General features: G+C 37.6%; 27 protein-coding genes, 1 pseudogene and 1 riboswitch. Of the genes and pseudogenes, 15 read left to right on the top strand and 13 right to left on the bottom strand.

Annotated features, from left to right (window positions below; translation table 11 throughout):
- Positions 1 to 34: 34 nt before the first annotated feature.
- A complete protein-coding gene (locus tag ACFX4W_RS24750; RefSeq protein WP_025750020.1) occupies positions 35 to 1351 on the bottom strand; it encodes a CitMHS family transporter in 1317 nt (438 codons plus the stop codon).
- 296 nt (positions 1352 to 1647) lie between these two features.
- A complete protein-coding gene (locus ACFX4W_RS24745; protein ID WP_025750019.1) occupies positions 1648 to 2508 on the bottom strand; it encodes a LysR family transcriptional regulator in 861 nt (286 codons plus the stop codon).
- A 184-nt stretch (positions 2509 to 2692) separates the two neighbouring features.
- Between ACFX4W_RS24745 and ACFX4W_RS24740 the strand changes: the two genes are divergently transcribed.
- From ACFX4W_RS24740 to ACFX4W_RS24730, 3 genes are all read left to right on the top strand, one after another.
- Positions 2693 to 3820, top strand: coding sequence for a 2-methylaconitate cis-trans isomerase PrpF family protein (locus ACFX4W_RS24740; protein ID WP_043978581.1), 1128 nt, complete (start codon positions 2693 to 2695; stop codon positions 3818 to 3820).
- A 94-nt stretch (positions 3821 to 3914) separates the two neighbouring features.
- Positions 3915 to 4580: a cyclase family protein gene (locus tag ACFX4W_RS24735; RefSeq protein WP_043978583.1), complete on the top strand. Its 666-nt coding sequence runs from the start codon at positions 3915 to 3917 to the stop codon at positions 4578 to 4580.
- Complete coding sequence (locus ACFX4W_RS24730) at positions 4577 to 5419, top strand: GNAT family N-acetyltransferase (protein ID WP_043978585.1); 843 nt, start codon at positions 4577 to 4579, stop codon at positions 5417 to 5419. The genes ACFX4W_RS24735 and ACFX4W_RS24730 overlap by 4 nt, the downstream gene beginning before the upstream one ends.
- A 27-nt stretch (positions 5420 to 5446) precedes the next feature.
- On the opposite strand, the gene ACFX4W_RS24725 is transcribed toward ACFX4W_RS24730, so the two are convergent.
- Entirely contained in the window at positions 5447 to 6031 is a 585-nt protein-coding gene (locus tag ACFX4W_RS24725; RefSeq protein ID WP_043978588.1) for a YjgB family protein, read from the bottom strand.
- Between the two features lie 333 nt (positions 6032 to 6364).
- On the opposite strand from ACFX4W_RS24725, the gene ACFX4W_RS24720 reads away from it, so the two are divergent.
- From ACFX4W_RS24720 to ACFX4W_RS24710, 3 genes are all read left to right on the top strand, one after another.
- On the top strand, positions 6365 to 7975 hold the full coding sequence (locus ACFX4W_RS24720) for a putative polysaccharide biosynthesis protein (RefSeq protein ID WP_043978590.1): 1611 nt from the start codon (positions 6365 to 6367) through the stop codon (positions 7973 to 7975).
- 13 nt (positions 7976 to 7988) lie between these two features.
- Positions 7989 to 8357: a hypothetical protein gene (locus tag ACFX4W_RS24715; RefSeq protein ID WP_025750016.1), complete on the top strand. Its 369-nt coding sequence runs from the start codon at positions 7989 to 7991 to the stop codon at positions 8355 to 8357.
- A 144-nt stretch (positions 8358 to 8501) separates the two neighbouring features.
- A riboswitch (SAM riboswitch) is annotated at positions 8502 to 8608 on the top strand.
- Between the two features lie 75 nt (positions 8609 to 8683).
- Entirely contained in the window at positions 8684 to 9346 is a 663-nt protein-coding gene (locus tag ACFX4W_RS24710; RefSeq protein ID WP_043978591.1) for a sulfite oxidase-like oxidoreductase, read from the top strand.
- 33 nt (positions 9347 to 9379) lie between these two features.
- Here ACFX4W_RS24710 and ACFX4W_RS24705 read toward each other — a convergent pair whose 3' ends face one another.
- Positions 9380 to 9892 carry a MogA/MoaB family molybdenum cofactor biosynthesis protein gene (locus tag ACFX4W_RS24705; protein ID WP_043978592.1) on the bottom strand — a complete coding sequence of 171 codons (513 nt, stop codon included), beginning with the start codon at positions 9890 to 9892 and terminating at the stop codon, positions 9380 to 9382.
- A 12-nt stretch (positions 9893 to 9904) separates the two neighbouring features.
- On the bottom strand, positions 9905 to 10393 hold the full coding sequence (gene moaC, locus ACFX4W_RS24700) for a cyclic pyranopterin monophosphate synthase MoaC (protein ID WP_013058475.1): 489 nt from the start codon (positions 10391 to 10393) through the stop codon (positions 9905 to 9907).
- A gap of 114 nt (positions 10394 to 10507) precedes the next feature.
- Between moaC and ACFX4W_RS24695 the strand changes: the two genes are divergently transcribed.
- Positions 10508 to 11773: a molybdopterin molybdotransferase MoeA gene (locus ACFX4W_RS24695; protein ID WP_043978593.1), complete on the top strand. Its 1266-nt coding sequence runs from the start codon at positions 10508 to 10510 to the stop codon at positions 11771 to 11773.
- Between the two features lie 12 nt (positions 11774 to 11785).
- On the opposite strand, the gene ACFX4W_RS24690 is transcribed toward ACFX4W_RS24695, so the two are convergent.
- Positions 11786 to 11905 (bottom strand): YvrJ family protein, encoded by a 120-nt coding sequence (locus ACFX4W_RS24690; protein ID WP_306472928.1) that lies wholly within the window; start codon positions 11903 to 11905, stop codon positions 11786 to 11788.
- Positions 11906 to 11966: 61 nt separating this feature from the next.
- On the opposite strand from ACFX4W_RS24690, the gene ACFX4W_RS24685 reads away from it, so the two are divergent.
- Positions 11967 to 12242, top strand: a complete 276-nt coding sequence (locus ACFX4W_RS24685) for a hypothetical protein (RefSeq protein WP_043978595.1) — start codon at positions 11967 to 11969, stop codon at positions 12240 to 12242.
- Positions 12243 to 12941: 699 nt separating this feature from the next.
- Here the strand turns inward: ACFX4W_RS24685 and ACFX4W_RS24680 are convergent.
- The gene (locus ACFX4W_RS24680) at positions 12942 to 13277 is read right to left on the bottom strand and encodes an SPW repeat domain-containing protein (protein WP_043978597.1); all 336 of its coding nucleotides are present in this window, start codon (positions 13275 to 13277) and stop codon (positions 12942 to 12944) included.
- Positions 13278 to 13470: 193 nt separating this feature from the next.
- Between ACFX4W_RS24680 and ACFX4W_RS24675 the strand changes: the two genes are divergently transcribed.
- Positions 13471 to 13737 (top strand): DUF3973 domain-containing protein, encoded by a 267-nt coding sequence (locus ACFX4W_RS24675; RefSeq protein WP_043978598.1) that lies wholly within the window; start codon positions 13471 to 13473, stop codon positions 13735 to 13737.
- Positions 13738 to 13780: 43 nt separating this feature from the next.
- On the opposite strand, the gene ACFX4W_RS24670 is transcribed toward ACFX4W_RS24675, so the two are convergent.
- On the bottom strand, positions 13781 to 14422 hold the full coding sequence (locus ACFX4W_RS24670) for a DUF1232 domain-containing protein (protein ID WP_043978599.1): 642 nt from the start codon (positions 14420 to 14422) through the stop codon (positions 13781 to 13783).
- Between the two features lie 119 nt (positions 14423 to 14541).
- Between ACFX4W_RS24670 and ACFX4W_RS24665 the strand changes: the two genes are divergently transcribed.
- From ACFX4W_RS24665 to ACFX4W_RS24655, 3 genes and pseudogenes are all read left to right on the top strand, one after another.
- Positions 14542 to 15123, top strand: a complete 582-nt coding sequence (locus ACFX4W_RS24665) for a manganese efflux pump (RefSeq protein ID WP_043978600.1) — start codon at positions 14542 to 14544, stop codon at positions 15121 to 15123.
- Positions 15124 to 15507: 384 nt separating this feature from the next.
- On the top strand, positions 15508 to 16077 hold the full coding sequence (locus ACFX4W_RS24660; protein WP_043978602.1) for an MEDS domain-containing protein: 570 nt from the start codon (positions 15508 to 15510) through the stop codon (positions 16075 to 16077).
- Positions 16078 to 16353: 276 nt separating this feature from the next.
- Positions 16354 to 16855 (top strand): annotated as a pseudogene (locus ACFX4W_RS24655) (ankyrin repeat domain-containing protein).
- 72 nt (positions 16856 to 16927) lie between these two features.
- On the opposite strand, the gene ACFX4W_RS24650 reads toward ACFX4W_RS24655, so the two are convergent.
- Positions 16928 to 17167 (bottom strand): hypothetical protein, encoded by a 240-nt coding sequence (locus ACFX4W_RS24650; RefSeq protein ID WP_237074225.1) that lies wholly within the window; start codon positions 17165 to 17167, stop codon positions 16928 to 16930.
- Between the two features lie 82 nt (positions 17168 to 17249).
- On the opposite strand from ACFX4W_RS24650, the gene ACFX4W_RS24645 reads away from it, so the two are divergent.
- Entirely contained in the window at positions 17250 to 17768 is a 519-nt protein-coding gene (locus ACFX4W_RS24645) for a YfiT family bacillithiol transferase (protein ID WP_043978606.1), read from the top strand.
- Positions 17769 to 17972: 204 nt separating this feature from the next.
- Here the strand turns inward: ACFX4W_RS24645 and ACFX4W_RS24640 are convergent, their stop codons facing one another.
- The 4 genes from ACFX4W_RS24640 to ACFX4W_RS24625 all read right to left on the bottom strand — a co-directional run bounded on the left by ACFX4W_RS24640 (position 17973) and on the right by ACFX4W_RS24625 (position 20873).
- Positions 17973 to 18443: a membrane protein gene (locus ACFX4W_RS24640; protein WP_043978608.1), complete on the bottom strand. Its 471-nt coding sequence runs from the start codon at positions 18441 to 18443 to the stop codon at positions 17973 to 17975.
- Between the two features lie 4 nt (positions 18444 to 18447).
- Positions 18448 to 19236: a hypothetical protein gene (locus ACFX4W_RS24635; protein ID WP_098966682.1), complete on the bottom strand. Its 789-nt coding sequence runs from the start codon at positions 19234 to 19236 to the stop codon at positions 18448 to 18450.
- A gap of 582 nt (positions 19237 to 19818) precedes the next feature.
- A complete protein-coding gene (locus tag ACFX4W_RS24630) occupies positions 19819 to 20331 on the bottom strand; it encodes a DUF3231 family protein (protein WP_043978612.1) in 513 nt (170 codons plus the stop codon).
- A 332-nt stretch (positions 20332 to 20663) separates the two neighbouring features.
- Positions 20664 to 20873, bottom strand: a complete 210-nt coding sequence (locus tag ACFX4W_RS24625) for an alpha/beta-type small acid-soluble spore protein (RefSeq protein ID WP_013058446.1) — start codon at positions 20871 to 20873, stop codon at positions 20664 to 20666.
- Between the two features lie 585 nt (positions 20874 to 21458).
- Here ACFX4W_RS24625 and ACFX4W_RS24620 point away from each other — a divergent pair.
- Positions 21459 to 21722 carry a DUF1292 domain-containing protein gene (locus tag ACFX4W_RS24620; protein ID WP_162214795.1) on the top strand — a complete coding sequence of 88 codons (264 nt, stop codon included), beginning with the start codon at positions 21459 to 21461 and terminating at the stop codon, positions 21720 to 21722.
- 18 nt (positions 21723 to 21740) lie between these two features.
- Complete coding sequence (locus tag ACFX4W_RS24615; protein ID WP_237074226.1) at positions 21741 to 22127, top strand: hypothetical protein; 387 nt, start codon at positions 21741 to 21743, stop codon at positions 22125 to 22127.
- Positions 22128 to 22134 lie beyond the last annotated feature (7 nt).

The following is a 22134-nucleotide window of genomic DNA, read 5'->3' as shown; positions in this document are numbered from 1 at the left end:
TATTAATAAAGAGCCATAACGGCTTTTATTCCTATTAAAATAGCGTAAGTGCGCCTGTGACAATAGCAAGGACAATTAGAACAAGAGACGTTAAAACGGCCCATTTAAATGCAAATCGCTGATGTTCACCAAGATCAACACCTACCATACCTACAAGTAAGAAAGTAGACGCAACGAGCGGGCTTAACAGATGAACAGGTTGTCCGAGCACTGAAGCTCGCGCAATTTCCATCGGATCAATTCCGTAAGAAGCAGCTGTTTCAGCGAATATTGGTAAAACACCGAAGTAATAAGCGTCGTTACTCATCACGAATGTAAACGGCATGCTTGTTAAAGCAACGATTGTCGGTAAAAACGAACCGAGTGAATCAGGAACTAAATGAATTAACAGGCTTGCCATTTCGTCAACCATTTTAGTGCCGGATAGTATTCCTGTAAAAATACCGGCTGCAAACACAAGGGCTGCAACGGTCAGTGCGTTGCCTGCATGAGCCATTAAACGTTCTTTTTGATCCTCAAGTTTTGGATAGTTAATCATAAGAGCAAGCGCAAAGCCAATCATAAATAAAACAGAAACTGACCAAATGCCTGAAACCAATACGACCATGAGTGCAATGGTTAAAGCTAAGTTGATCCAGATTTTTTTAGGCTGTGTAATATCTTCTTGAGAAGTTAAAGATGCGTCTTCAGCAAACGCAAGCGAGCTTTTTAATTCAAACTGCTCGATGTCAATAGCACCAAGTCGTCTGCGCTCTTTTTTTCCAAGAATATAGCCTGTAAAAACAACCCACAAAGCTCCGCCAATTAGCGTTGGAAGAAGTGGAATAAAGAACTCAGATGCATCAAGGTGAAGGGCAACAATCGCACGAGTAGCCGGGCCTCCCCAAGGCGTCATGCTGCTCATAATACTAAGAGAAAGCATCGCAACTGTCGTTAACACTAACGGACTCATATTCAGGCGTTTATAAAGTGGAAGAAGAGCAGAAACCGTAATCATATAAGTGGTTGTACCGTCTCCGTCTAGTGCAACTAAAAGCGATAGAAGAGCCGTTCCGATGACGATTTTAAGCGGATCGCCTTTTACGATTTTTAACAGCTGCTTAATTAATGGATCAAACAGTCCGGCATCAATCATAACCCCGAAATATAAGATGGCGAAAAGCAGCATCGCAGCTGACGGAGCTACTTGTTTTAGACCTTCTAGCATCATGTCTCCGACGCCTTTACCAAACCCTCCAATCACCGCAAAAAGAAGTGGAATGACCATTAAAGCTACGATAGGAGACATCCTTTTTGACATAATGAGATACGTAAAGACAATAATCATTGTAAAACCTAGTAGTGCTAGCATTCAAACAACCTCCTTTATTTTCCCTCTTTTCTCTGAAAGCGTTTTCTTTTAGAGTAAAAAAACGTGACTAACATCTCTCATCCCCATGTATGAGCCGTAGTTTGATTATTAAGAATTTTTAAAGCCGCTCTTTACTCCCGCTGATGTTTCTTGTTTTCATGTTAGTACATTTCTAAAAATAAAGGAAATATAGGTTTTTTTAGAAAGTTCATAAAAAATTTTTATAATGGTAGTCTAGAAAAAAGTTTGGCCTAAAAGAGAGATTCTTCCAAGACGCAAACTTTTTAGCTTTGGCTTTATTTTTCACTTAGCTTTAAAAAGTCAATAAACGCTTTCACGACCGATAGATTCAAGTAAGAAGGATCATACATGAGCCACGTGTTTCGAAGCAAAGGTGATTCATCTCGGTACGAAAGTCCGTATGTATATAAGTTGTCGCTGGAGTGAAGGCAAATTTCAGGTAAAATGGCAAAGCCTAAATCATTTTTGACCATTTCTTTGGCCGTTTCTTGCCGATCAACTTCCATTGCCACAAACGGAGGCTCTGAAAACTTGTCATGCCACCAGTCTTGAATGAGATCTTTTAGCGACGTATCGGTTTTATAGTTAATATAAGGCAGGTTCGGCAAGTCATCGATCGCAATCTCTTTTTTCGAAATTAAGCAGAGCCGTTCTTTCGTCAGAAGTGATTTTTCTCCGTTCCATGGGTAATTGCCTCGTAAAATGCCAACGTGCACACGCGAAGAGTCTAATAGATTCATAACTTGTGTACTCCAGCCCGTATTGACGCTGAACTGTACATTTGGGTAGTGAAGAGAGAACTGCTTTAAAATTTTAGGAAGCTTATGCTGTGCAAAGTTACTCGATACCCCTAAGCGAAGCGTTCCCGTAACGGTTTCGCTCATATTACGCATGCTGTCTTTTGTTTCCTGCAGCTGCTTCCACATATTTTCCGCATAGCGAACAAGATGCTCACCTTCAGATGTAAACTCAATTCCTTTTTTCGTTTTGAAAAAAAGCGACACGCCAAATTCTTCTTCAAGATTTTTAAGGCGGTAGCTTAAAGAAGGCTGCGATACGTAGAGCCTTTCAGCCGTTCGCGTAATGTTCTTTTCTTCGTGAAGCGTTTTAATTAATATCCAATCTTTTTGATCCATCCCGATTCCCCCTTGTATTTAGATTATAAAAAAATTTTTAAAAAGACAATAAATTTTATGTATTTTACTTATGACCACCTCTATTATACGATAAATGGCAAATGAACCGGTTCTAAATAGTAAAAAAATAAAATGGTTTGATGAACGCCTCGGCGTTTGTTAGTAGGGGAGAAAGGTGATTAATATGACGCGTATTCCTGTAACGGTTATGAGAGGTGGAACAAGTAAAGGGGTTTTTATCAATCATGAAGAAATGCCTGTGAACAAATCGGATTGGGAACCGTTTTTGCTAGATATAATGGGAAGTCCGGATCAACGTCAAATTGACGGACTCGGCGGAGCTAATTCGCTGACAAGTAAAATCGCGATTATAAAAAAATCAGATTTAGAGAAAGCTGACGTAGATTACACATTTGCGCAGGTTAGCATCAGCGAATCTCTCGTTGATTTTAAAGGAAACTGCGGCAATATCTCTTCAGCGGTCGGACCTTATGCAATCGAACAAGGACTTGTACAACCTGTGGAACCGGTGACCAAAGTGCGGATTTATAATACGAATACGAAAAAAGTAATCGTAGCGGAAGTAGAAGTAGAAAACGGAAAAGTGAAAACAGAAGGGTCCTGTATGATTCCTGGAGTGCCGGGTACGGGTTCACCCATTTATCTTTCGTTTGAAAACGGAGAAGGAGCCGTTACTGGAAAACTGCTTCCGACCGGGAACGCTATCGATCTTCTGCAAACATCCATCGGGACGATAAAAGCATCAATTGTTGATGTAGGAAATCCGCTTGTATTTGTTAAAGCAGAGGATATTGGCCTAAAGGGAGCAGAACTTCCGCATGAATACACGGACAAACAGCTGAAGCTATTTGAAGAAATTCGCTCCATTGCAGCGGAAAAAGCGGGGCTCGCACCTCAAGACAAAGCAACTAAACTATCACCAGCGGTTCCAAAAATGACGATTATTTCTCCTCCTATGGACCATCGCGACGGGACTGGCAGAGAAAAAGCTGCTTCTCAAATGGACGTATTAATCCGTATGATGTCGATGCAAAAACCGCATCAAACGCTTGCGATTACAGGAGCAATTTGTACGACGGCGGCTATCTATACAAAAGGCACGCTTCCGTCAGAAATGGTTCAATTAAAAGGCGATACCGTTCGACTTGCTCATCCAATGGGAATTATGGAAACCAGTGTGGATCTAAAAGATGGACAGGTTAACGGAATCAAAGTAGTGCGTACAGCCCGTCTTATTTTTGAAGGATTTGTTTATACAAAGCATACGTATGATGTATGTTTATCAAGTTAATAATGTTCTCTAAAAAAAGCTCTTTCTAGGAAACTAGGAAGAGCTTTTTTATGTTAGAATATTTTTACTTAATATTGAAAAAGTGGGTGAAAGTATGAAAAAAAGAACGTATATTGATCTAAGCCACATCATTGAAGACGGAGTTATCACACATAAAGGCTTGCCGGCACCGATCATTTGCGACTATTTAAGCCGAGAAGAGTCTAGAAAGCTTTATGAACCAGGCACTGAATTTCAAATCGGTAAAATTGAAATGGTCACGAATACCGGTACGTATATTGATGTGCCGTTTCACAGATACAAAGACGGAGCGGATTTAGCTCAAACGGCTATTGATAAAACAGCCGGATTAGAAGGAATAGTCGTTTCAGTTGACCCGACTTTAAAAGCCATTGATGAATCTCATTTTCAACATGTAGACGTAAAAGGCAAAGCGGTATTAATTCATACAGGATGGGATCGTTACTGGGATACAGACGAGTATTTAGAAAACCATCCATACTTAACAGAAAGCGCGGCAGCTTATTTAGTGTCTCAACAGCCCGCTCTTGTCGGAATTGATTCGATGAATATTGACGATACAAAAGGAAAAGCAAGACCAGCTCATACGCTGCTGTTAGGTTCGGACATTGTAATTGCTGAACACTTATGTCACTTAAATCAACTAACGGAGTCCTTTTTATTTTACGCCGTGCCTCCTAAAATAAAAGGAGTTGGAACGTTTCCGGTAAGAGCATTTGCGGAGGTAGAAAGAAGATGATCCAGTTACATAGATATAGAGAAGTGCAGGAATTTAAAAACCAAGTAGAGCCGCTTTTATCAAAGAATGAAGTTCTTCATAACTTAGCGCTCGGCATTTTACACAGCTTGCAGGAAAACAGCAAACCAAATTTTATGGGTGTTATTTTAAAAGACAGCCGTGCTGCGCTTGTGTTGCTGCAAACCCATCCTAAGCAAATCATACTGTCTCAAATACAGCAGCTAACGGAGGGTGAACTAAGCGAAGCGGCAGAGCTGTTACAAGAAATCGACATACCGGGCTTAGTTGGAGAAAGACAAATGGTTTTATATCTTTCTCAAAAACTAGCAGATTTAAAAAATCAAGAAGCTTCTTTAAAAATGGATCAGCGCATTTACCAATTAGACAAAGTAAAAAAAGCTGCGGAAGCTGACGGAGTGCTGGTAAAAGCAAGATTGGAACACCTTCCGCTCGTGACAGAATGGATTTGGGAGTTTATGGGCGTCATTGGAGACCCTGTATCAAAAGAACAAGCTGCCAAAACAGGAAAAGCTTTTATTAAAGCAGGAAGGTTATTCCTATGGGAAGTGAATGGCAAGTATGTGTCGATTGCCAATGCTACGCGTCCAACGGCCCATAACATTACGATTAACTTTGTATACACGCCTCAAAAAGAACGTAAAAAAGGCTATGCCTCAAGCTGTGTATCCACGCTTTCTCAGCTTATGCTAGACGAAGGATTTCAAACAACAAGTTTATACACAGATATGACAAATCCTACGTCTAACAAGATTTATATGGAGATTGGGTATGAACACGTAGCGGATTCAGCATTGGTTTTATTTCATGAAAAAAAGTAGCAGACAGCCTGCTACTTTTTCTATTACTTAAGGTTTTTTAACTAAATTAACGTGATTTAACGTTTTGCTATCATCAAAAATGAATTCAAGATCATAGGCGCCGGCGTGATAGGTGTACTTCGTTTGAGTAGTACCATCACCTTTTACTTTGCCTGTAAAGTTCGGCTGACCTAATTCTTTCTTTAAGTTAGCTTGGGTGATGGAGCCTAGATTTGTTTGACGCTCTACATTTGTACCAAAATAGCGGATTTCGTTAATGACGTTATTTTGATCATAGCCAAATGCGTATCCAGGGTGACCCATTTCCGCGTGATAGTAGTCAAAGTTGTTTGATGAACCTTCAGGCGGGGGACCGAACTGATCGCGAACGTCTTGACGCAGTGTTTTGCCAATTTTGAAGTCTGCCGTTAAGCGTGGCACTTCACCTTTTACTGCGGCGTTGTAAATTTCATTAATGTTTTTTACAGCTGTTTGACTTTGACTGCTTGTTTCTTGAGATGTAGCTGCATGTGCTGGTGTATCAAGCTGAGCGACAGGAGCAAATCCAAACGCAGTAATTCCTGTAATCGTTGCAGCCGCCGCTGCTTTTGATAGTCGTTGTTTCATTTTCATGATTTTTTCCTCCTATATATAACGATTTAGCAACCTCAGTCTACCTAAAAGAACAGGTAGGCCAGAATAATCAAGGAGTCTTAGTTTAGTTGGTAACTGATATATATATAATTTAACACGTCTTTTAGAATGTAAACGTCAGGTAAAGTAAAAAGCAAAAAACGATTCATTTATCATAGGTGAAAAGATTGGTTTATATTCCTTTATTAGGTAAAAAGCGTAATATAGAGAGGGTTCTAATGTTTTATAAAAAACTAGATAATAATTGTAAGTATGATACAATAAATCAAGTATTTGTTAAAAATACAATATTTATTTCTGGAGTTTTGATGTATGGAAAAAAATTTGATGAGAGGTACGCTTTTATTAACAGCGTCTTCTTTATTAACAAAGATTTTAGGCTTTATTTATATTATTCCTTTCACAGCCTTAGTGGGAACGTCAGGTTACGCGCTTTATAAGTATGCATACGGTCCATATACCTTGATGCTAAGCTTGTCGACAATGGGTCTTCCGCTTGCTGTTTCGAAGTATGTATCGAAATATAACGGTCTTGGAAACTACCGTGCGGGACAAGATCTGTTAAAAGCAGGAATTCTATTAATGACAATAACGGGCATAATAGGTTTCTTAGTCCTCTATACAATGGCACCGTGGCTCGCTGAACTAGTCATTAACGGAAAAGATTCCTCAGGAAATAGTCAAAAAGACGTAGTGTACGTCATCCGAATGGTAAGCTTTGCTTTAATTATTATCCCGCCTATGAGTCTATTACGAGGCTACTTTCAAGGTAACCAGTCTATGGGACCGTCCGCGCTAAGTACGATTATTGAACAAATAGTGCGAGTGTTGTTCATTTTAGCAGGAGCATACGCTGTTATTCACCTTTTTCATAGCACAATGACAAAAGCTGTTGGAATCGGCACGTTTGGAGCGTTTATTGGAGGCGTAGGGGGAATTGGGATTCTTGGAGCGGTTTATTTGAAGCGCAAGCGGTTGATTATGAAAGAAGTGAACAGCGGAAAGAATAATAAGTCCGTTTCGTTCTCTTCAATGTTCAAAGAGATTGTAACGTACGCCGTTCCGTTTGTATTAGTTGGTTTAGCTATTCCTATCTATCAAAATATTGATACGTTTACAATTAACATGCTCTTTCAATCAATAGGATATGGACAAGCTAAAGCCGAAACGATCAACTCCGTTATTGGATTAGCCCAGATTTTGGTGATGGTGCCAGTATCGTTAGCGACTGCCTTCAGCATGTCACTGATTCCGGGCATTACGTCTTCTTTTGTGCAAGGAAATTTACGGGAAGTAAAAGGGAAAATTACAAAAACGCTGCAGCTGCTGTTATTTTTTACTCTTCCTGCTGCCGTGGGGCTTTGTTTATTAGGCAAGCCGGTATATATGATGATTTTTGGAGCAAAAAACAGCCCTGAAATCGGTGGAATTGTTTTACAATGGTACGCGCCTGCTGCCATTTTATTTGCTCTTTTTACAGTAACAGCCGCAATTCTCCAAGGAATTAATCAGCAAAAGAAGCTAATCTTAGGCTTGGGCTTAGGAATTGTTGTGAAGATAGTATTAAACGTACTGCTGGTTTCATGCTTAAAAGAAATTGGACCGGTTGTCGCGACTTACGGAGGGTATGGTGTATCGGTTATATATAACTTTTATTTAATTGAAAAATCCATTTCTTACCGAGTTCAATCACTGGGACAAGCTGCGTTGACACCTGTTTTATTAGTAAGTGTGATGTCAGCCGCTGTGATTATCGGCAATTATACTTCTCACTATTTTTTAGAAAATAAGCTGTCTGCATCTTCACTTGCGATGAGCACATCTTGTATTTCAATTGCTTTAGGTGCTGCCGTGTATCTAGGACTTGGCGTAAAAACAAGTTTAGGGCAATCCGTTGTATTAAATAGAAGAAAAAGAATGTAAAGGAGAGAAAGTAGTGTCAAAACGATTTGTACTAACCGTGGCGGCTGGAGGGTGTATAATAATTTCCGGCGCGCTGCTGCTATTAAATTGGGAAAGATTGTTTGGCGATTATCGTCCCGTTCAAACAGCAACAGCTGTATTCAAGCTAGAAGTGGGAAGTCAAGATGTAGCGAGGACTACAGATTCAGATGATGCTCTTCACTATATGGTGAAAAAAGGACATTTAGATGAATATATTCATATGATGAATGAAAAAGGCTATATGTTAAAAGAAAAAGATATTGATCATAACCGACTTGTTTTTAACGATGGACAAGAGGATGAGCAAATTTACTACAAGCGTTTTGCCAAGAAGTATACGATGATTGATGGAGAAGGGTAAAGGTTTTATATGGTATTTTAGTAGACTAAAATCTTATAACCCTACCTGTTTTTAAAGTTTTTTTGCGGAAAAGAAAAATAATATTGACAATTATGACAAAAAGCTTAATACTGACTTTATTACATAAAACAAATACAATTTGTTTCCTTATCAAGAGAGGTGGAGGGACTGGCCCTGTGAAACCCGGCAACCGCTGTCTATGACAGAATGGTGCCAAATCCTTAAGAGTGTACTGCTCTTAGAGATAAGGAAGAAGCTGAAACAAAGCTCTTCCTTATTTATTTAAGGAAGGGCTTTTTATGTATAAAAAACAATGAGGTGATAATTTGAACAAAGCAGACCGTATTAAACGAATGAAAACACCGGAAATTGATCCAAAGTATGAAGGACGAGTGCCTCCGGGTCAGGTAGTAACGGAGCGCTTTCCGATTTTACATGAAGGCGACGTGCCGGAGTATAACTTAGAGGAATGGACGCTTCGGGTATTTGGGTTGGTAGACAAGGAAGTGACGCTTTCGTATCAAGATATATTGGACATGCCGCAAACGACGGTGAAATGTGATATTCACTGCGTAACGAGATGGACAAGGCTTGATAATGAATTTACGGGCGTGCTGTTTACAGACTTTTTAAAAGCAGTTGGCGTGGAGCTAAAAAGTAAATACATCATGCTGCACGGAGATAATGACTATACGTCAAACATTGAGGTAAAAGATTTACTGAGAGACGATATTCTTCTCGCTCATTCCTTTAACGGAGAGCCGCTTACAGCTAAGCACGGATATCCGCTGCGATTGGTTGTTCCGCATTTGTACTTTTGGAAAAGTGTTAAATGGCTCCGAGGCTTTGAAGCTATTGATGAAAATCATCCTGGCTTTTGGGAGCAAAACGGCTTTCATCTTAGAGGAGATCCGTTTAAAGAAGAGCGTTTTTCTGGAGAAGATTTAGGCATTCCAGAAGATGAGTGGGTACATAAAGACTATGATTAATGAAAATGCCTATGCGTGTGCATAGGCATTTTGTCAGCGCTGGCGGTTTAATTCCCACACAACGTGGCGAAGTTCAGGCAAAATCAGCTTGGTCATAGCTAGACGAACAGCACCGCTTGATCCTGGTGTAGAAAAAACGGCTTTTTCGTTAATCGTCCCGGCAATTGCTCGGCTCATAATTGCTGCGCTGCCAATGTCTTCGGTGTAGCTCAGCATGCGAAACAGCTCGCCAAACCCAACGATTTCTTTATGAATCAGCGCTTGAACGGCTTCAATTGTGACGTCTCGTTTTGTAATGCCGGTCCCGCCGTTTGTGAGAACAACGTCAATGTCCTCAGCACTGCATCCGGCAAGTATCGCTTGTTGAATCGACGTTTGGTCGTCTTTTACAATTTCATAGGAAGCGACCTGCATGTCGTGTTCTTTCAGAAGTTGGATCATTAGCGCGCCGCTTTTATCGGTTTCTTTTGTACGTGTATCTGATACTGTAATGACTTTGCAGCGAACGGGCTGTGTTGCTTTGGATTTATGTTCATGTACGCTCATTATGTACCTCCTTTACGCTTCCGTACGCTTGTAGTCACCATTTTTGCCGCCAGATTTTTCAAGCAGATACGTTTCGCCGATAATCATGCCTTTATCAATGGCTTTGCACATATCATAAACGGTTAGAGCGCAGGCAGAAGCGGCAGTTAAAGCTTCCATTTCAACGCCCGTTGAGCCTTCCGTTTTAACAGTTGCTTCTATTAATAAACGGTACTGATCATTGCTTGTATCCCAGTCAAATGAAAGGTTTACGCCTTTTAATAAAAGAGGGTGACACATAGGAATAATGTCAGACGTGCGTTTTGCTGCCATGATTCCCGCTACTTGTGCGACAGCAAGCACGTCGCCTTTTCCAATTTTATGTTCTACAATGGCTTCGTGAATTTCTTTGTTAACGAGTATGCTTGAACGAGCTGTTGCAACGCGGCGCGTGATAGATTTTTCGCTAATATCGACCATGTTGGCACGGCCCTGGTCATTAAAATGTGTAAAAGAAGACATCGGTGTTTTCATCCTTTTTCAGTAAATTTTGTTGTATGATAGAAATAGTGAGATATGCTATGATTTTACACCATAGCGTAAAAAGTGAACAGACATAAAGGAAGTGAAGAATGTATGTTAGAAAGCAGAACACCTATTTCAATTCCTGAAGCAATTGAAAAAGTCATGACTTATAAAAGAAAAGGCAGCATCGAACGCGTATCGATCACCGAAAGCTACGGACGCTATTTAGGAGAAGATATTATCGCCGACCAAAACGTTCCTCATTTTAATAAATCGCTTTATGACGGCTTTGCGGTTCGAGCGCAAGACTGCGTAGAAGTCTCAAGTGAACATCCTGTTGAGTTCGAAGTAGTAGGTGAAATCGGTGCAGGCTTTGTTTTTGAAGAAGAAGTAAAGCCGTTTCAAGCGGTGCGTATTATGACAGGAGCGCAGGTCCCTCATTCATGTGATGCGGTTGTGATGCTTGAAGTAACGAAGTCGTATGAAAAAGAAGGCAAAACGTATATGGCGTTAAGCAGGCGGGCTTCAAAGTGGGAACACATTGCATTAAAAGGAGAAGAAACAAAAAAAGGAGACGTGCTTGTTTCCAAAGGAACGCGCATTAATCCAGGCGTCACCGCTTTTTTAGCTACGTTTGGCTATGCGGATGTCGCTGTCGTGAAGCAGCCCGTGGTTGGCGTGTTAACAACAGGAAGCGAACTGCTTGATGTGAACGAGCCGTTAGAACCAGGAAAAATTCGCAACAGCAACTCCTATATGGCACTTGCGCAAATTGTAAGAAGCGGGGGAATTCCGAAATACTTAGGAAAGCTTGAAGATGATTTTGACCGCTGCTATGAAGCGGTAGAAAAAGCGCTTGAAGAAGTGGACATTCTACTAACAACCGGCGGGGTATCCGTTGGCGACTATGATTATTTGCCGGCTATTTATGAAAAGCTTGGTGCGAATGTGCTGTTTAACAAAATTGCGATGCGCCCAGGAAGCGTTACAACAGTCGCAGAACGAAACGGACAGCTGCTGTTTGGACTATCAGGAAATCCATCTGCTTGCTATGTCGGGTTTGAACTGTTTGTTCGTCCGATTGTTCGCAGCTTTTTGTATTCACCAGCGCCTCATTTACATAAAACAAAAGCGGTATTAAAGGGCCGTTTCAAAGAACCTAATGCTTTTACGCGAATGGTGCGAGGAGAGATTTCAGATGAAGGCGGAAAGCTTGTTGTGACGCCTGTTGGCATGGACAAGTCAGGGGCTATTTCATCATTAGCTGCAGCAAACGCGCTGATTGTTCTTCCAGGAGGAGAGCATGGATATGACAAAGGAACAGAAGTGAACGTGCTGCATCTTGAAAACGAAGGAACGAGTTCGCTTTGGGTATAAATAGCATTCTGCTTATTGCTTGTCCTTTTTTTCAATAAGAACTTGAAGCAGCTCTGTAATTCTATCTAATTTGCTTTCAATGCGAACAAGTAAGTAAAAAGATAGGGCAATTGGAAAGCCTAAATCTTTAATATAGCTAACTAAGTTTTCTATAATAGCATACCTCCTTCACTTAGAAGATATATTATAATATGTGATTTCTCAGTATTTTTTAACTCAAGATAAAGATAGGGAAAATGGTGAAGGAAGCATTATTTATAAAGGACCCAATAAAGATAATATTGGAGAAGTTACATATAAAATTGAAGGTAGTTATGGCAGTATCGATGTAACTTCCACACCAGTGGATGGCAAAATGGGTATCAATGATGCTTGTGAAGGGTGTGCAAAACAAGATAGTTCTGATCCCTTTCATGTAACTATCAAATGGGACGGTAAAACAGAAGAATTTGATTTAAAAGCAAAATAAAAGGTGGTGAAAGAGAAACTTCTTTCACCACCTTTTATTTTTACTACCTAGAATGGTAATTACGGTAACTACTCGTGTATAGGCCATACCTAAAATACACTAATTTATTAATCAATAAATTTCATGTGCAAATTTCTTCTTTTTCTATTGCTCTCGTATTAATAAGTCTATATATGAAAACATTAATACTCATTGCACATCCACATATTGAATCTTCTCGAATCAATAAAAAGTGGAAGGAATCCGTTTTGAGGCAAACGAATTTAACTGTTCATGTCCTATCTTCCACCTTTTGTCGAGTATCGTGCAAATAAAATCAGTGACTATGATATTATTAAAAGTTCAATTCGCTATGTAAAGCATATTGCAAATACAGAATTAAATCCGAAAATTCGTCTTCGTAACTATTTAAAACAGCTAGCTGTTTTAAATATGAGGAACTAACTTTATAGAATATTTGATTTTATGGGAAATGAGACGTTAGATCATTTACTATTTAGAAGTATTGGACATCTTGAGGATGACGCGTATAAAGATATGTAAAAAAAGTTGAAGATAAAATTAATCATCACCTTTTTAACGCAGAAAAAACTCCCTATTTTCGTAGGGAGCTTTTCTGCTAGGAGAATTATTCTCACATAGTCGATACGTTGCGGTATCTTGAGTAGTTTAAGCAAAAAGTGGAATATTATTCATTCTTTAACTAACAGCTTTTAGCTTTGATTTAGAGTTCAAGCTCCATAAGCTAAATAGTACGGTCATTAACCCAAGTATGATGCTAGACCAAATTACACCATCTTTTAATGAATAAATAAAAGGAAACAGGACAAACCATAATCCGCTAATAAGTGAAATCCAATTTTGCCATGAATTCGATTCTGGTTTAGCAGTTCCCAAAAAAGATGTGATTACTTGAAGGGTTCCAAATACAATACTTGCTGAAGTAGCACCTGCATCGTATGAAAAACCAAGTATCAATGGGGCAATAACAAACCAAATACCGATTACAGCGTTCACAATACCTCTTGTTTTCACCGCTATCCCTCCTCAGAATATGACACTCTTCATGCTGTCATGATTAAACTATATGTTTGTAACTGACGTGTGTTGAGTATTCTTCAACGCCTGTTGAGATTTTTTCAATTTTTAATATAGGAACAAGCACTTCTGTTGATGAGTTCTCATAAGATGTTTCAAAATCAAATATAAGAAAGAGAGTGGAAAACGAATGTACTATTGCGTTACTTGCTGCAGATTGCAAAATGAAAATGTTATTAAGAGTAAGCTGTTTGAAAATGGATTTTATATAGATCCATTTTTAGGAGAGAAAATTCCTTTAGGAATGTGTGCGCATAGATGTAATCATGAGTCATGCAAGCCATATAAAAAAGAAAAAATCATCAAAAAGATTGTGCCAAAGGAATTATTTAAATTAAAGAAAGCAATAGAGTATTTACCTGCTCATTACTCAGAAAAAGTTCCGTTTTCACAGTAAATAGGGGCATACCGCGTTCAGTTCCCTTAATAAAACTCAGTTTTTAGTCCGTAAGTTGATTCATTACCAGTTGTACAGCTATTGCATCGTCTAAATAGCCGATTGGAAAGACATAGTCTGGGATAATATCGGTAGGCAAAATAAAATACAATAGCGCACTTCCCAATATGGAGCGCTTGGCAGCTGATGTTTTTTCATCACAATATTCAAGATACATTTGCTTTAATTGATCAATAAAGGTTCCGACGCTGCCGACTTGCTCTATTTTGGTTTGAAAGTTATTTAGAATCATGCTGTTACCTTCGTCTGTCTGTGCATATTGCTTATATTTTGTTAGTTCTTGTTCGACACGTTCAATCGTGAAGTTTGTATCTACTATATTAAAAGATTTAAGTATTTCTTGAATTTTATCAATGGGGTAATGAATGCCTGTTTCTAATTCATTTTCTGTATTGTTTGAAGCAGCTCCAGCAGGGTCAATTAATGCTTCAAGAGGAGTATTTAAATAGTGCGCAAATTGTTTTAAATGGTGTAGATTTGCTTGCTGTTTTCCATTTATAATCCGTGAGATAGTTGCCGTATCAATCCCCGTAAGTGAGCTAAGTTTCCGCATAGATAAAGCATTTTCCTTTAATAAAGACCTTAATAACAAACCAAGGCTTTGATCATTTTGGATGTTAGACATAGCGGTTCACCTCTTTATATTTTTCAACGCGCAGTAATCATTTTATTGAAGGTTTATCAACAATATATGCAACAAGGAAGCAAATCTCCTCAACATTATCAATAAAAGGAGAATACAAAATGGAATGGTTATTCATATTAGGTTTTGCACTATCATCGAGTATAGATAACTTCGGTGTAGGAATATCATACGGAGTTCGAAAGGTAAGGATAAAATGGCTTTCTAATTTACTGATAGCGGCTATTTGTTTCCTCTTTAGCATGGTGGGGATTATGTTTGGCAGGTGGATCTCAACCATCTTGCCAGGAGTGTTCCATGTTATTGTAGCCGTCGTATTATTAACGCTAATCGGGATTCGCATTATTTTATTAGTTGGATCTCAAAGAAATAACGGAAGTGATGAATTAGATAGTAGTGGTCAAGAAAACGTACGATATATTGGTTGGATCGAAAGCAGTGTCCTAGGTGTTGCACTTTCAGCAAATGCACTTACAAACGGTCTGGGAGCAGGTTTGCTTGGTTTATCGCCTTTAGCTATTTCGCTTACATCAGCCTTTGGCAGTTTTATAACCGTATGGCTAGGAGTAATGGTGGGGAAAAAAGCCGCAAATGTTCAAATTGGAAAATTTACATTGAGTCAATTTGGAACGTTAATAAGTGGGATTACGATTTTAATTGTAGCTTTTACTCAAATATTTTAAAAGAAAAGGCGCCACTTACTAAAGCAAGTGGCGTTTTTTCTTTGTATTTTGTAGTAACTAGTTTTAAAAGTTATACAAAGTAAAAAATAAATGGCTAATACTGCTATCAATGCTACATGAGAATTTATCGAATAAAGAGATAAATGAACTTAATTCTTTCATTATTTCTTATTAAGTTTTAATTGTATTTGAGAAGGGTAAAGTATTCTTTAGCCAAAGCGCCAATATAACTGGCGCAAACGTTATCTCATTTACAACAAAGGGGAAAATATCTAATTTTGACAGACAAGAATGCAAAGCGTAGAATTGTTCTAATGAATAGACAATTTACTATTTTAAGAGTCTTAAAATTTAGGTTGATTTTATATAAGGGAGCGTACACACTTGAAAAATCAGTTTGCTCAATTGATACAGAATAATGAAAGCGTTCATATTTATTATAATATTGATGATATGAGAAGTTACTTAGACAATCTTGTGTCTTATATTGTTTCGGGGATTGAACAGGAGAGACATACCTTAGTTATAGAAAGTGAAAGACTAATTCCGCTGATTTTCAAAAGATTAGAGGGAATTTTAACTCAAGATCAATTAACATATATACATACCATTAATAATTTTGATTATTACTGTTCAAGTGGCAGTTTTCAGCCTTCCATAATTTTTGAACATCTTTCTAAACATTTAGAGCCTTTCTATAAAAACAATACGTCTTTTCAAATATGGGCTCATGTAGAATGGGGACAGCAAGAAGGGATTATACCTATTTTAGAAGAGTTTGAAAATGAAGCAGACAAATTGGTGAATAACGGCGGATTATATTTAGTATGCGCGTATGATGAAGAGAGAGTACCAGAAGTTCTTAAACTTGCTTTAATGAAATGTCATCCATACTTAATTTTAGAAAATAAAATTACTCCATCCAATTTATATGTAATGACAGATGCAGTGTAATTAATAGGGTGCCTGGGCTTTTATTCTTAAAAAACAAAGGTAAATAGAGAACAAATAAGGAGCCTTATTTAAGGCTCCTTATTTGTTGTTTCTACTAAGTACTTATAAAGAATCTTTACGCCATACCATTGGACGTCTAACCCTTCGCTATTAGTTGTTTTCATATCCACTCTCCACCTTACTTATATAACTAAGTTTGTATATCGTGTTCATCCACTAACCTGTGATAAAATGGAAATGTAATCAAGTTATTTCTATATATTAGGGGGATATGAAATGGAATATATTAATCAAATAACAAATGCTGCAGTGAATGGAGAAAGTAAAGAGATAAAAGCTTTATTAAATAAAGAGCCATCTTTATTTACTTAACGCTTTTAATTCAGATGGGTGGACGCCTTTACATTTAGCTTGTTATTTTGGGCAAGTGGATAGCGTCAAGTTATTGTTGTCGCTAGGGGCGGATATTCATATTAAGGCTAAAAATTCGAATGAAAACATGCCTCTTCATGCAGCAGTAGCAAATAAGCAAATTCAAGCTGTAGACTTGTTGCTTACAAAAAGCGCAGATGTAAATGCAAAACAAAGCGGTGGATGGACTAGCCTTCATGAAGCCTCGTTACTGGGAGATGAAAATATGATTAAACTTCTCATCGAAAAAGGTGCAGATATCGAGATACAAAAAGATGATGGGAAAACACCTTTAGAGGTTGCAGTAGAGAAAAAACAAGACAGCGCAGTTCATTTACTTACTCAGTATTTAAATAATAAAGCTTAATATAAAGTAGGAGATTTTATGTTAATTAGAAACATATGTAGTATGCATTTTCTATTTTAAACCTTTAATTAATTACGTATCTTTTTTCATTTTCCATAATAAGTTTGTAATGAATGCGCTAATAAAGCCAATCGAAATTAAACAAAAACCAATTTGATACAAAATAAAATTCCAGCTGTCTTCAAAAGAAAAAAGTGTAATTCTTTCTGAGTCTATAATATCAACGATAATAAATAATGAAAGGGTAATAAAATATATTAAAAAGAACTTTTTGTAGAAATAGCTTTTATAACCACTGCTCAATTTACTCACCTCAACTTAATTTTACGGCAAGTTTATCTATATGTTTATTGTTTTTATAGATATTAATAAAAATAGAAAGAGAGGAAAAAATATGTTTAATCAATATCCTATTGGGAAATTTATCGTGAAAGAAAATATTCAGCCAGAAGATATTCAAGGGTGGATTCATGACATTGGAGATGCACCAAAGCAATTAGCTGATGCTGTAGAAGGACTGACTAAAGAGCAATTAGCTACGCCTTATCGAGAAGGCGGTTGGAAATTAAGTCAAGTTGTCCATCATTTAGCTGACTCCCATATGAATGCTTATACTCGTTTTAAATTAGGTTTAACAGAACATGAGCCTACTATTAAGGCCTATGATGAAGTGGCTTGGTCGGATCTTCCTGATAATGATTTACCTATAGAAATTTCGCTCCAACTTTTTTCAGCTTTACATAAGCGTCTTCATAAATTGTTAAACTCACTTGATGAAAAAGATTTGAAGAAAATGATCTACCATCCTGAAAACGGACAAGTGACGATTGAGCAATTAATAGCTACTTATGCCTGGCATGGAAAGCATCACGTTGCTCATATTACGACATTAAGAAATCAAAGAGGATGGTAGAATGGCATTTAACATACATTAGAACCCAAAAAGCTTTTTTTAAAAGCTTTTTGGGTTTTGATAAATGACATTATGCTGACTAAAGAGTATACAGTTTAAAACCAGAAGCTCTCTCTCCATGCGTCAAGAAAGTTATCTCTAATCCTGAATAGTAATTCATTCATCCTGTATTTGGCCATTATATTGTACGATGATGACTTATTTTTATAAGCCATCAGATCTGACTTTTGAAACACCTAAGGCAAGGTTTTTCCACAAAGTTTGTTCAACCACTTCGGCGTCCACCGTACGACAATCAACAATGAGTATGACTTCCGAATGTTTGCCGCGTGAGAGCCGTTGATTTTTCCTGATTACTTTAAACATAAATAGTTTAATTCCTAGTCCTAAGATAAATCCGATAAAAGCACTAATTATTCCCCAGTAGATGGGGCCCCAGCTTAGTTTAAACCCAATGCTTGCACCGATGACTGAAAAGGCTGTGGCTAGAGCCATTCCTAGATCAATAAGAGAAACTCCATCGGCTCGATGGAGGCTATCAAAAATCCGTCGATCTTCCGTTCGATTATTAAGAGGGACAATAAATATATCTTCTTTTTTTATCCCTTTTTTTTCTAGCTCTGAAACAGCTAATTCTATGTAACTGGAGTATTCAAATGTAGAAAAGACCTGCATGTTTTCACTCCACCTTTTTTCCTTTCGCAATACAAAAGCTTGGATGTTGATATGTTTTTTCAAAGAAGTTTTTCTGCACTCTTTCAGCAAGTTTATTATTCTCAACCGTATTTATATAGGAATCGAAGGTAGCAAAACCATATAGGGAAGGGAAAAATAACAGCCATTCTTTATTTAAAACGGAAGTAGCCTGTTTTATTTCTCCTAAAAATAGAAGAGAAATTCCTTCAAGCAGGTGAGAATAATAAAAGAAAATGACTGCCCAAATGATAACAAAGAAAGCACCAATGATGCGATGAATATAGAGTTGTCCTAGACCTGGCATCACCAAGGACCAGAAAACGGACAGGATGGGATTCCGTTTATCTAAATAGTTTATTTCCATGGCTCCTATACTGAAGGTGTTGAACCGATGGTTTTCTCGTTCAGCTAACACGTATATTTTATTTAAATCAACGGTTGTTCGGTAACTATCCCATATAGCAAAAATATAAACGGGAATATAAATAAGAAGCCACCTTGTATTAAGCACGTCTTTGGCCATATCAATGTTTCCTTGAAAAGAATAAATCATAGCTAAATTCACATGAGATTTAAGGTTTATGACGACTTCCCATACAAATAACACAAAGCCGCGAAGGTATTTAGACAGTAGTAGGTGCCCAAAACCAGGAAAAGCTGCTGACCACCAAGCGATAATATAGGGGTTTCTTAAATGGATTTGCGTCGTTCCAAATATACTGACATGAGCAATATAGCGTCTTGCAGTATTGTCATTTTTATAATTATTCATTTACGATCTCCTATAGATTCGAAAAAATATACTTTTTATACCTATCATCCATATTTAATATGGTCTTGTTTATTTAATTTATACAGTTCATTGATATCCACCTAATCTTTATCGAAATGAAGAGTTGTGTGACAAGAAAAAGCTCTTTATTTTTCCATAAAGAGCTTTTTTACATGTTGCTTCTGAAAAATGGTATTATGTTAATAAAGAAGTGGTTAAATGCTTCACGGCGATTTGACTCGTTTGTTCAAGATATAGAAAGGTATTCAATTTAGTTTTTATTTAATGAATCAAGAACTCTTTTCGAAAATAGCATGCTGGATATTTAATGATCTTATGAGTAATAACAAATCTGTCAATTATTCCGTTGGTGTACCCATTAAGTAGAGAAATCAATATTGAGTCTGGGGGCTTTCTAAATAAGAAAGGTAAATCTAATAGAGTTAAAATAAACAGTAGTTTGCTCTTATGATTGCTCTTTATTCATAATGAGAAGGAGGTACTAATATGGAATTAATTAGCATCTCCTTCTTGTAGGATTGACTTAATGTGAAATCTTGATGTTTTATACGAATTTTATGATTAACAATCCGTGTTTTTTGACTTGTGAAGAGGTGGTGGAACTAACCAGCCTTTTTCTTTGTTAAGTCGCAAAAACTTTCCACCAAGAGCTACTTTTTGCATGTGAATTTGACCAAACATTGTTGCAATATCTTCGCGAATAGATTGGCCAATCAGTTGACTGCAAGCAACTAGACCAGCAGCTATATCCAGTGAAATAGCCGCAGCAACTTCGGGGTCTTGAACACGTGCACCTACTGGAATATCATCTAAACAAGCTTCTGGACGTTCAGGCGGAGTTGGAGGTAAAGCCACTCCATTTTCTTTTAATAGCTTTTCTACACCTTTCATTTCCTGCTGACATTGTTCAATCGTTTCTTGTACCAACTTATGTAGATCCTTGTCTCCTACATGATTTAGAAACGTTTGATAACCAGCTACTAATCCTTTTGAAGCAGAAAGAAACGACCATGTTCCAAATACTTCACCGTAATGCATCGGTTCATCTGTAGGATTTCCACTTAAAATGCCCATTGTTATCCTCCTTAACATATTCATAGCAATGTGCCACCTTTCTTACTATGCACACACTTAACGTCTCCATATCATGTTTTATTATTCTTCTAGATATAAAAAAGGAATTTTATCAGTGAATACAATCTACTATTTTACACATACTATTCAAGATGCCTATAAGGGCATTAGTTACAATACCCTTGTTATACAGAGAGCTGCCTTCTTTGGCAGTTTTTTGTTTTGTCATGCTTTATGTGGCTTGCTGCTTATGACGATAAGTAGAAAATGTCCATAATAAAAGGAAGAGTGGAGACCCACTCTTCCTTCAGCCATCACATTATAAAGTTGTCTTAGAAACGTCCGCCGCCAAGTTGTTGCTCAGCTAATTGCACAAGACGCTTTGTAATTTCGCCACCTACTGATCCGTTTGCACGTGCAGTTGTATCAGCACCAAGGTTTACACCAAATTCGCTAGCGATTTCATATTTCATTTGATCGATTGCTTGTTCAGCACCGTATACTAATAATTCATTGTTGTTGCTGCTGTTGTTGTTTGCCATGTTGTGTCACCTCCTTGTTTTTCTTAAGTTTCCTAGAGGCCAAGAAGTATATACATGGTAGTTTATGGATGTTTATTTCCTTATCAAGCTGACATACTAATTTTTAGAAACAACCGACCCTGTAAAAAGTGGGATTAGATGTTTCATTTCCTTGTTATCTAAAAGTTGCCATGTGAGAAGAGGATTGCAATTGCTGTTGCAATCCTCTTTAAATACCGTATCAATGGTTATTTTTATACTAAACATAAAATTAAAAATGCAAGAGAGGAAGAGGTTATATTGTCAAAGACACGTCAGAAAAAAGAATACTGTAAAAAGTGCAGAAAAGAAACTATACATACTCTCACAGAAGATGCTTTAGAAATTAATTGTTATTGCCATGAATGTCATTCACAACACGATATCGTAAAAACATTTTTTTAATCATTTCTTAAAGTTTTACTCTCCAATAGACGAATAAATAACTTATATCCATAACCAAACTCCATATGAGCCGTGGCTATTGAATTTCATTTTATACAATTATAGAAGCAGAGAAGAACGGGTAAAGTAACCGGGAAGATTTTCAGTGGAGGTGAACGAGAAGTGAGGAGTAGGGAAAGAGATTTTATAACCATTGAAGATGAAAAAGGTATTGAAAAACAATATGCAGTTGAGGCTTTATTTGATATGAGAAATCAGACTTATGCTTTGCTGCAATCGAACGGGGAAGCGCTGTTGATGCGCGTTGAAGATGAAAAGGGTGAACAATATCTTGTTGGATTGACCGACCCTGAGGAACGTGACTCCATTTTAGATGCTTATCAAATCGCTGTAGAGGCTACGCCTGCTGACGGAGAATTCAGCTAATGTGATGAGGAGTGCGTTATGAAGAAGAAAATTGTAGATGCAGCTCATTTGGAGCAAAAAATGCGGATTGAAAAAGTGATCAACGGAATGACCTTTACGAAAAATTTCCGGTCTGCTACAGCAGAAGAATGGTACGTATTTCTTCCAGGTTATGAAGATCCAAGAACAGGTGGAGCTGCAGGGAAAGCAATGATTCATTATAACCTTTATGGAAATAGAGATGTGTTTATTAACACTACAGTCATCTTAGATGATCCAGCACTATTTAAAGGAGAAACCCATCCTCTTGTATATGCAATTGCAGATGAGCTTGTCAACAGGCTAGTTGGCTATGCTGATACCTTGCTTTCTGTCCATGCCGGTGAAAACTCGTTTGATGCAGAATATAAACAAAACAATAATTAATCTTGAT

Source organism: Priestia sp. YIM B13489, assembly GCF_042787645.1.
Classification (GTDB): domain Bacteria; phylum Bacillota; class Bacilli; order Bacillales; family Bacillaceae_H; genus Priestia; species Priestia megaterium.
This window is presented reverse-complemented; position numbering and strand designations above follow the sequence as displayed.

Coding starts and splice junctions, on each gene's coding strand:
- ACFX4W_RS24625 (WP_013058446.1), bottom strand. CDS start 20,873: ATGGCAAACAACAACAGCAGCAACAACAATGAATTATTAGTATACGGT.
- ACFX4W_RS24740 (WP_043978581.1), top strand. CDS start 2,693: ATGACGCGTATTCCTGTAACGGTTATGAGAGGTGGAACAAGTAAAGGG.
- ACFX4W_RS24635 (WP_098966682.1), bottom strand. CDS start 19,236: ATGAATAATTATAAAAATGACAATACTGCAAGACGCTATATTGCTCAT.
- ACFX4W_RS24735 (WP_043978583.1), top strand. CDS start 3,915: ATGAAAAAAAGAACGTATATTGATCTAAGCCACATCATTGAAGACGGA.
- ACFX4W_RS24615 (WP_237074226.1), top strand. CDS start 21,741: ATGAAGAAGAAAATTGTAGATGCAGCTCATTTGGAGCAAAAAATGCGG.
- ACFX4W_RS24675 (WP_043978598.1), top strand. CDS start 13,471: ATGTACTATTGCGTTACTTGCTGCAGATTGCAAAATGAAAATGTTATT.
- ACFX4W_RS24670 (WP_043978599.1), bottom strand. CDS start 14,422: ATGTCTAACATCCAAAATGATCAAAGCCTTGGTTTGTTATTAAGGTCT.
- ACFX4W_RS24730 (WP_043978585.1), top strand. CDS start 4,577: ATGATCCAGTTACATAGATATAGAGAAGTGCAGGAATTTAAAAACCAA.
- ACFX4W_RS24665 (WP_043978600.1), top strand. CDS start 14,542: ATGGAATGGTTATTCATATTAGGTTTTGCACTATCATCGAGTATAGAT.
- ACFX4W_RS24695 (WP_043978593.1), top strand. CDS start 10,508: ATGTTAGAAAGCAGAACACCTATTTCAATTCCTGAAGCAATTGAAAAA.
- ACFX4W_RS24645 (WP_043978606.1), top strand. CDS start 17,250: ATGTTTAATCAATATCCTATTGGGAAATTTATCGTGAAAGAAAATATT.
- ACFX4W_RS24720 (WP_043978590.1), top strand. CDS start 6,365: ATGGAAAAAAATTTGATGAGAGGTACGCTTTTATTAACAGCGTCTTCT.
- ACFX4W_RS24640 (WP_043978608.1), bottom strand. CDS start 18,443: ATGCAGGTCTTTTCTACATTTGAATACTCCAGTTACATAGAATTAGCT.
- ACFX4W_RS24705 (WP_043978592.1), bottom strand. CDS start 9,892: ATGAGCGTACATGAACATAAATCCAAAGCAACACAGCCCGTTCGCTGC.
- ACFX4W_RS24725 (WP_043978588.1), bottom strand. CDS start 6,031: ATGAAAATGAAACAACGACTATCAAAAGCAGCGGCGGCTGCAACGATT.
- moaC (WP_013058475.1), bottom strand. CDS start 10,393: ATGTCTTCTTTTACACATTTTAATGACCAGGGCCGTGCCAACATGGTC.
- ACFX4W_RS24745 (WP_025750019.1), bottom strand. CDS start 2,508: ATGGATCAAAAAGATTGGATATTAATTAAAACGCTTCACGAAGAAAAG.
- ACFX4W_RS24630 (WP_043978612.1), bottom strand. CDS start 20,331: ATGGGCATTTTAAGTGGAAATCCTACAGATGAACCGATGCATTACGGT.
- ACFX4W_RS24750 (WP_025750020.1), bottom strand. CDS start 1,351: ATGCTAGCACTACTAGGTTTTACAATGATTATTGTCTTTACGTATCTC.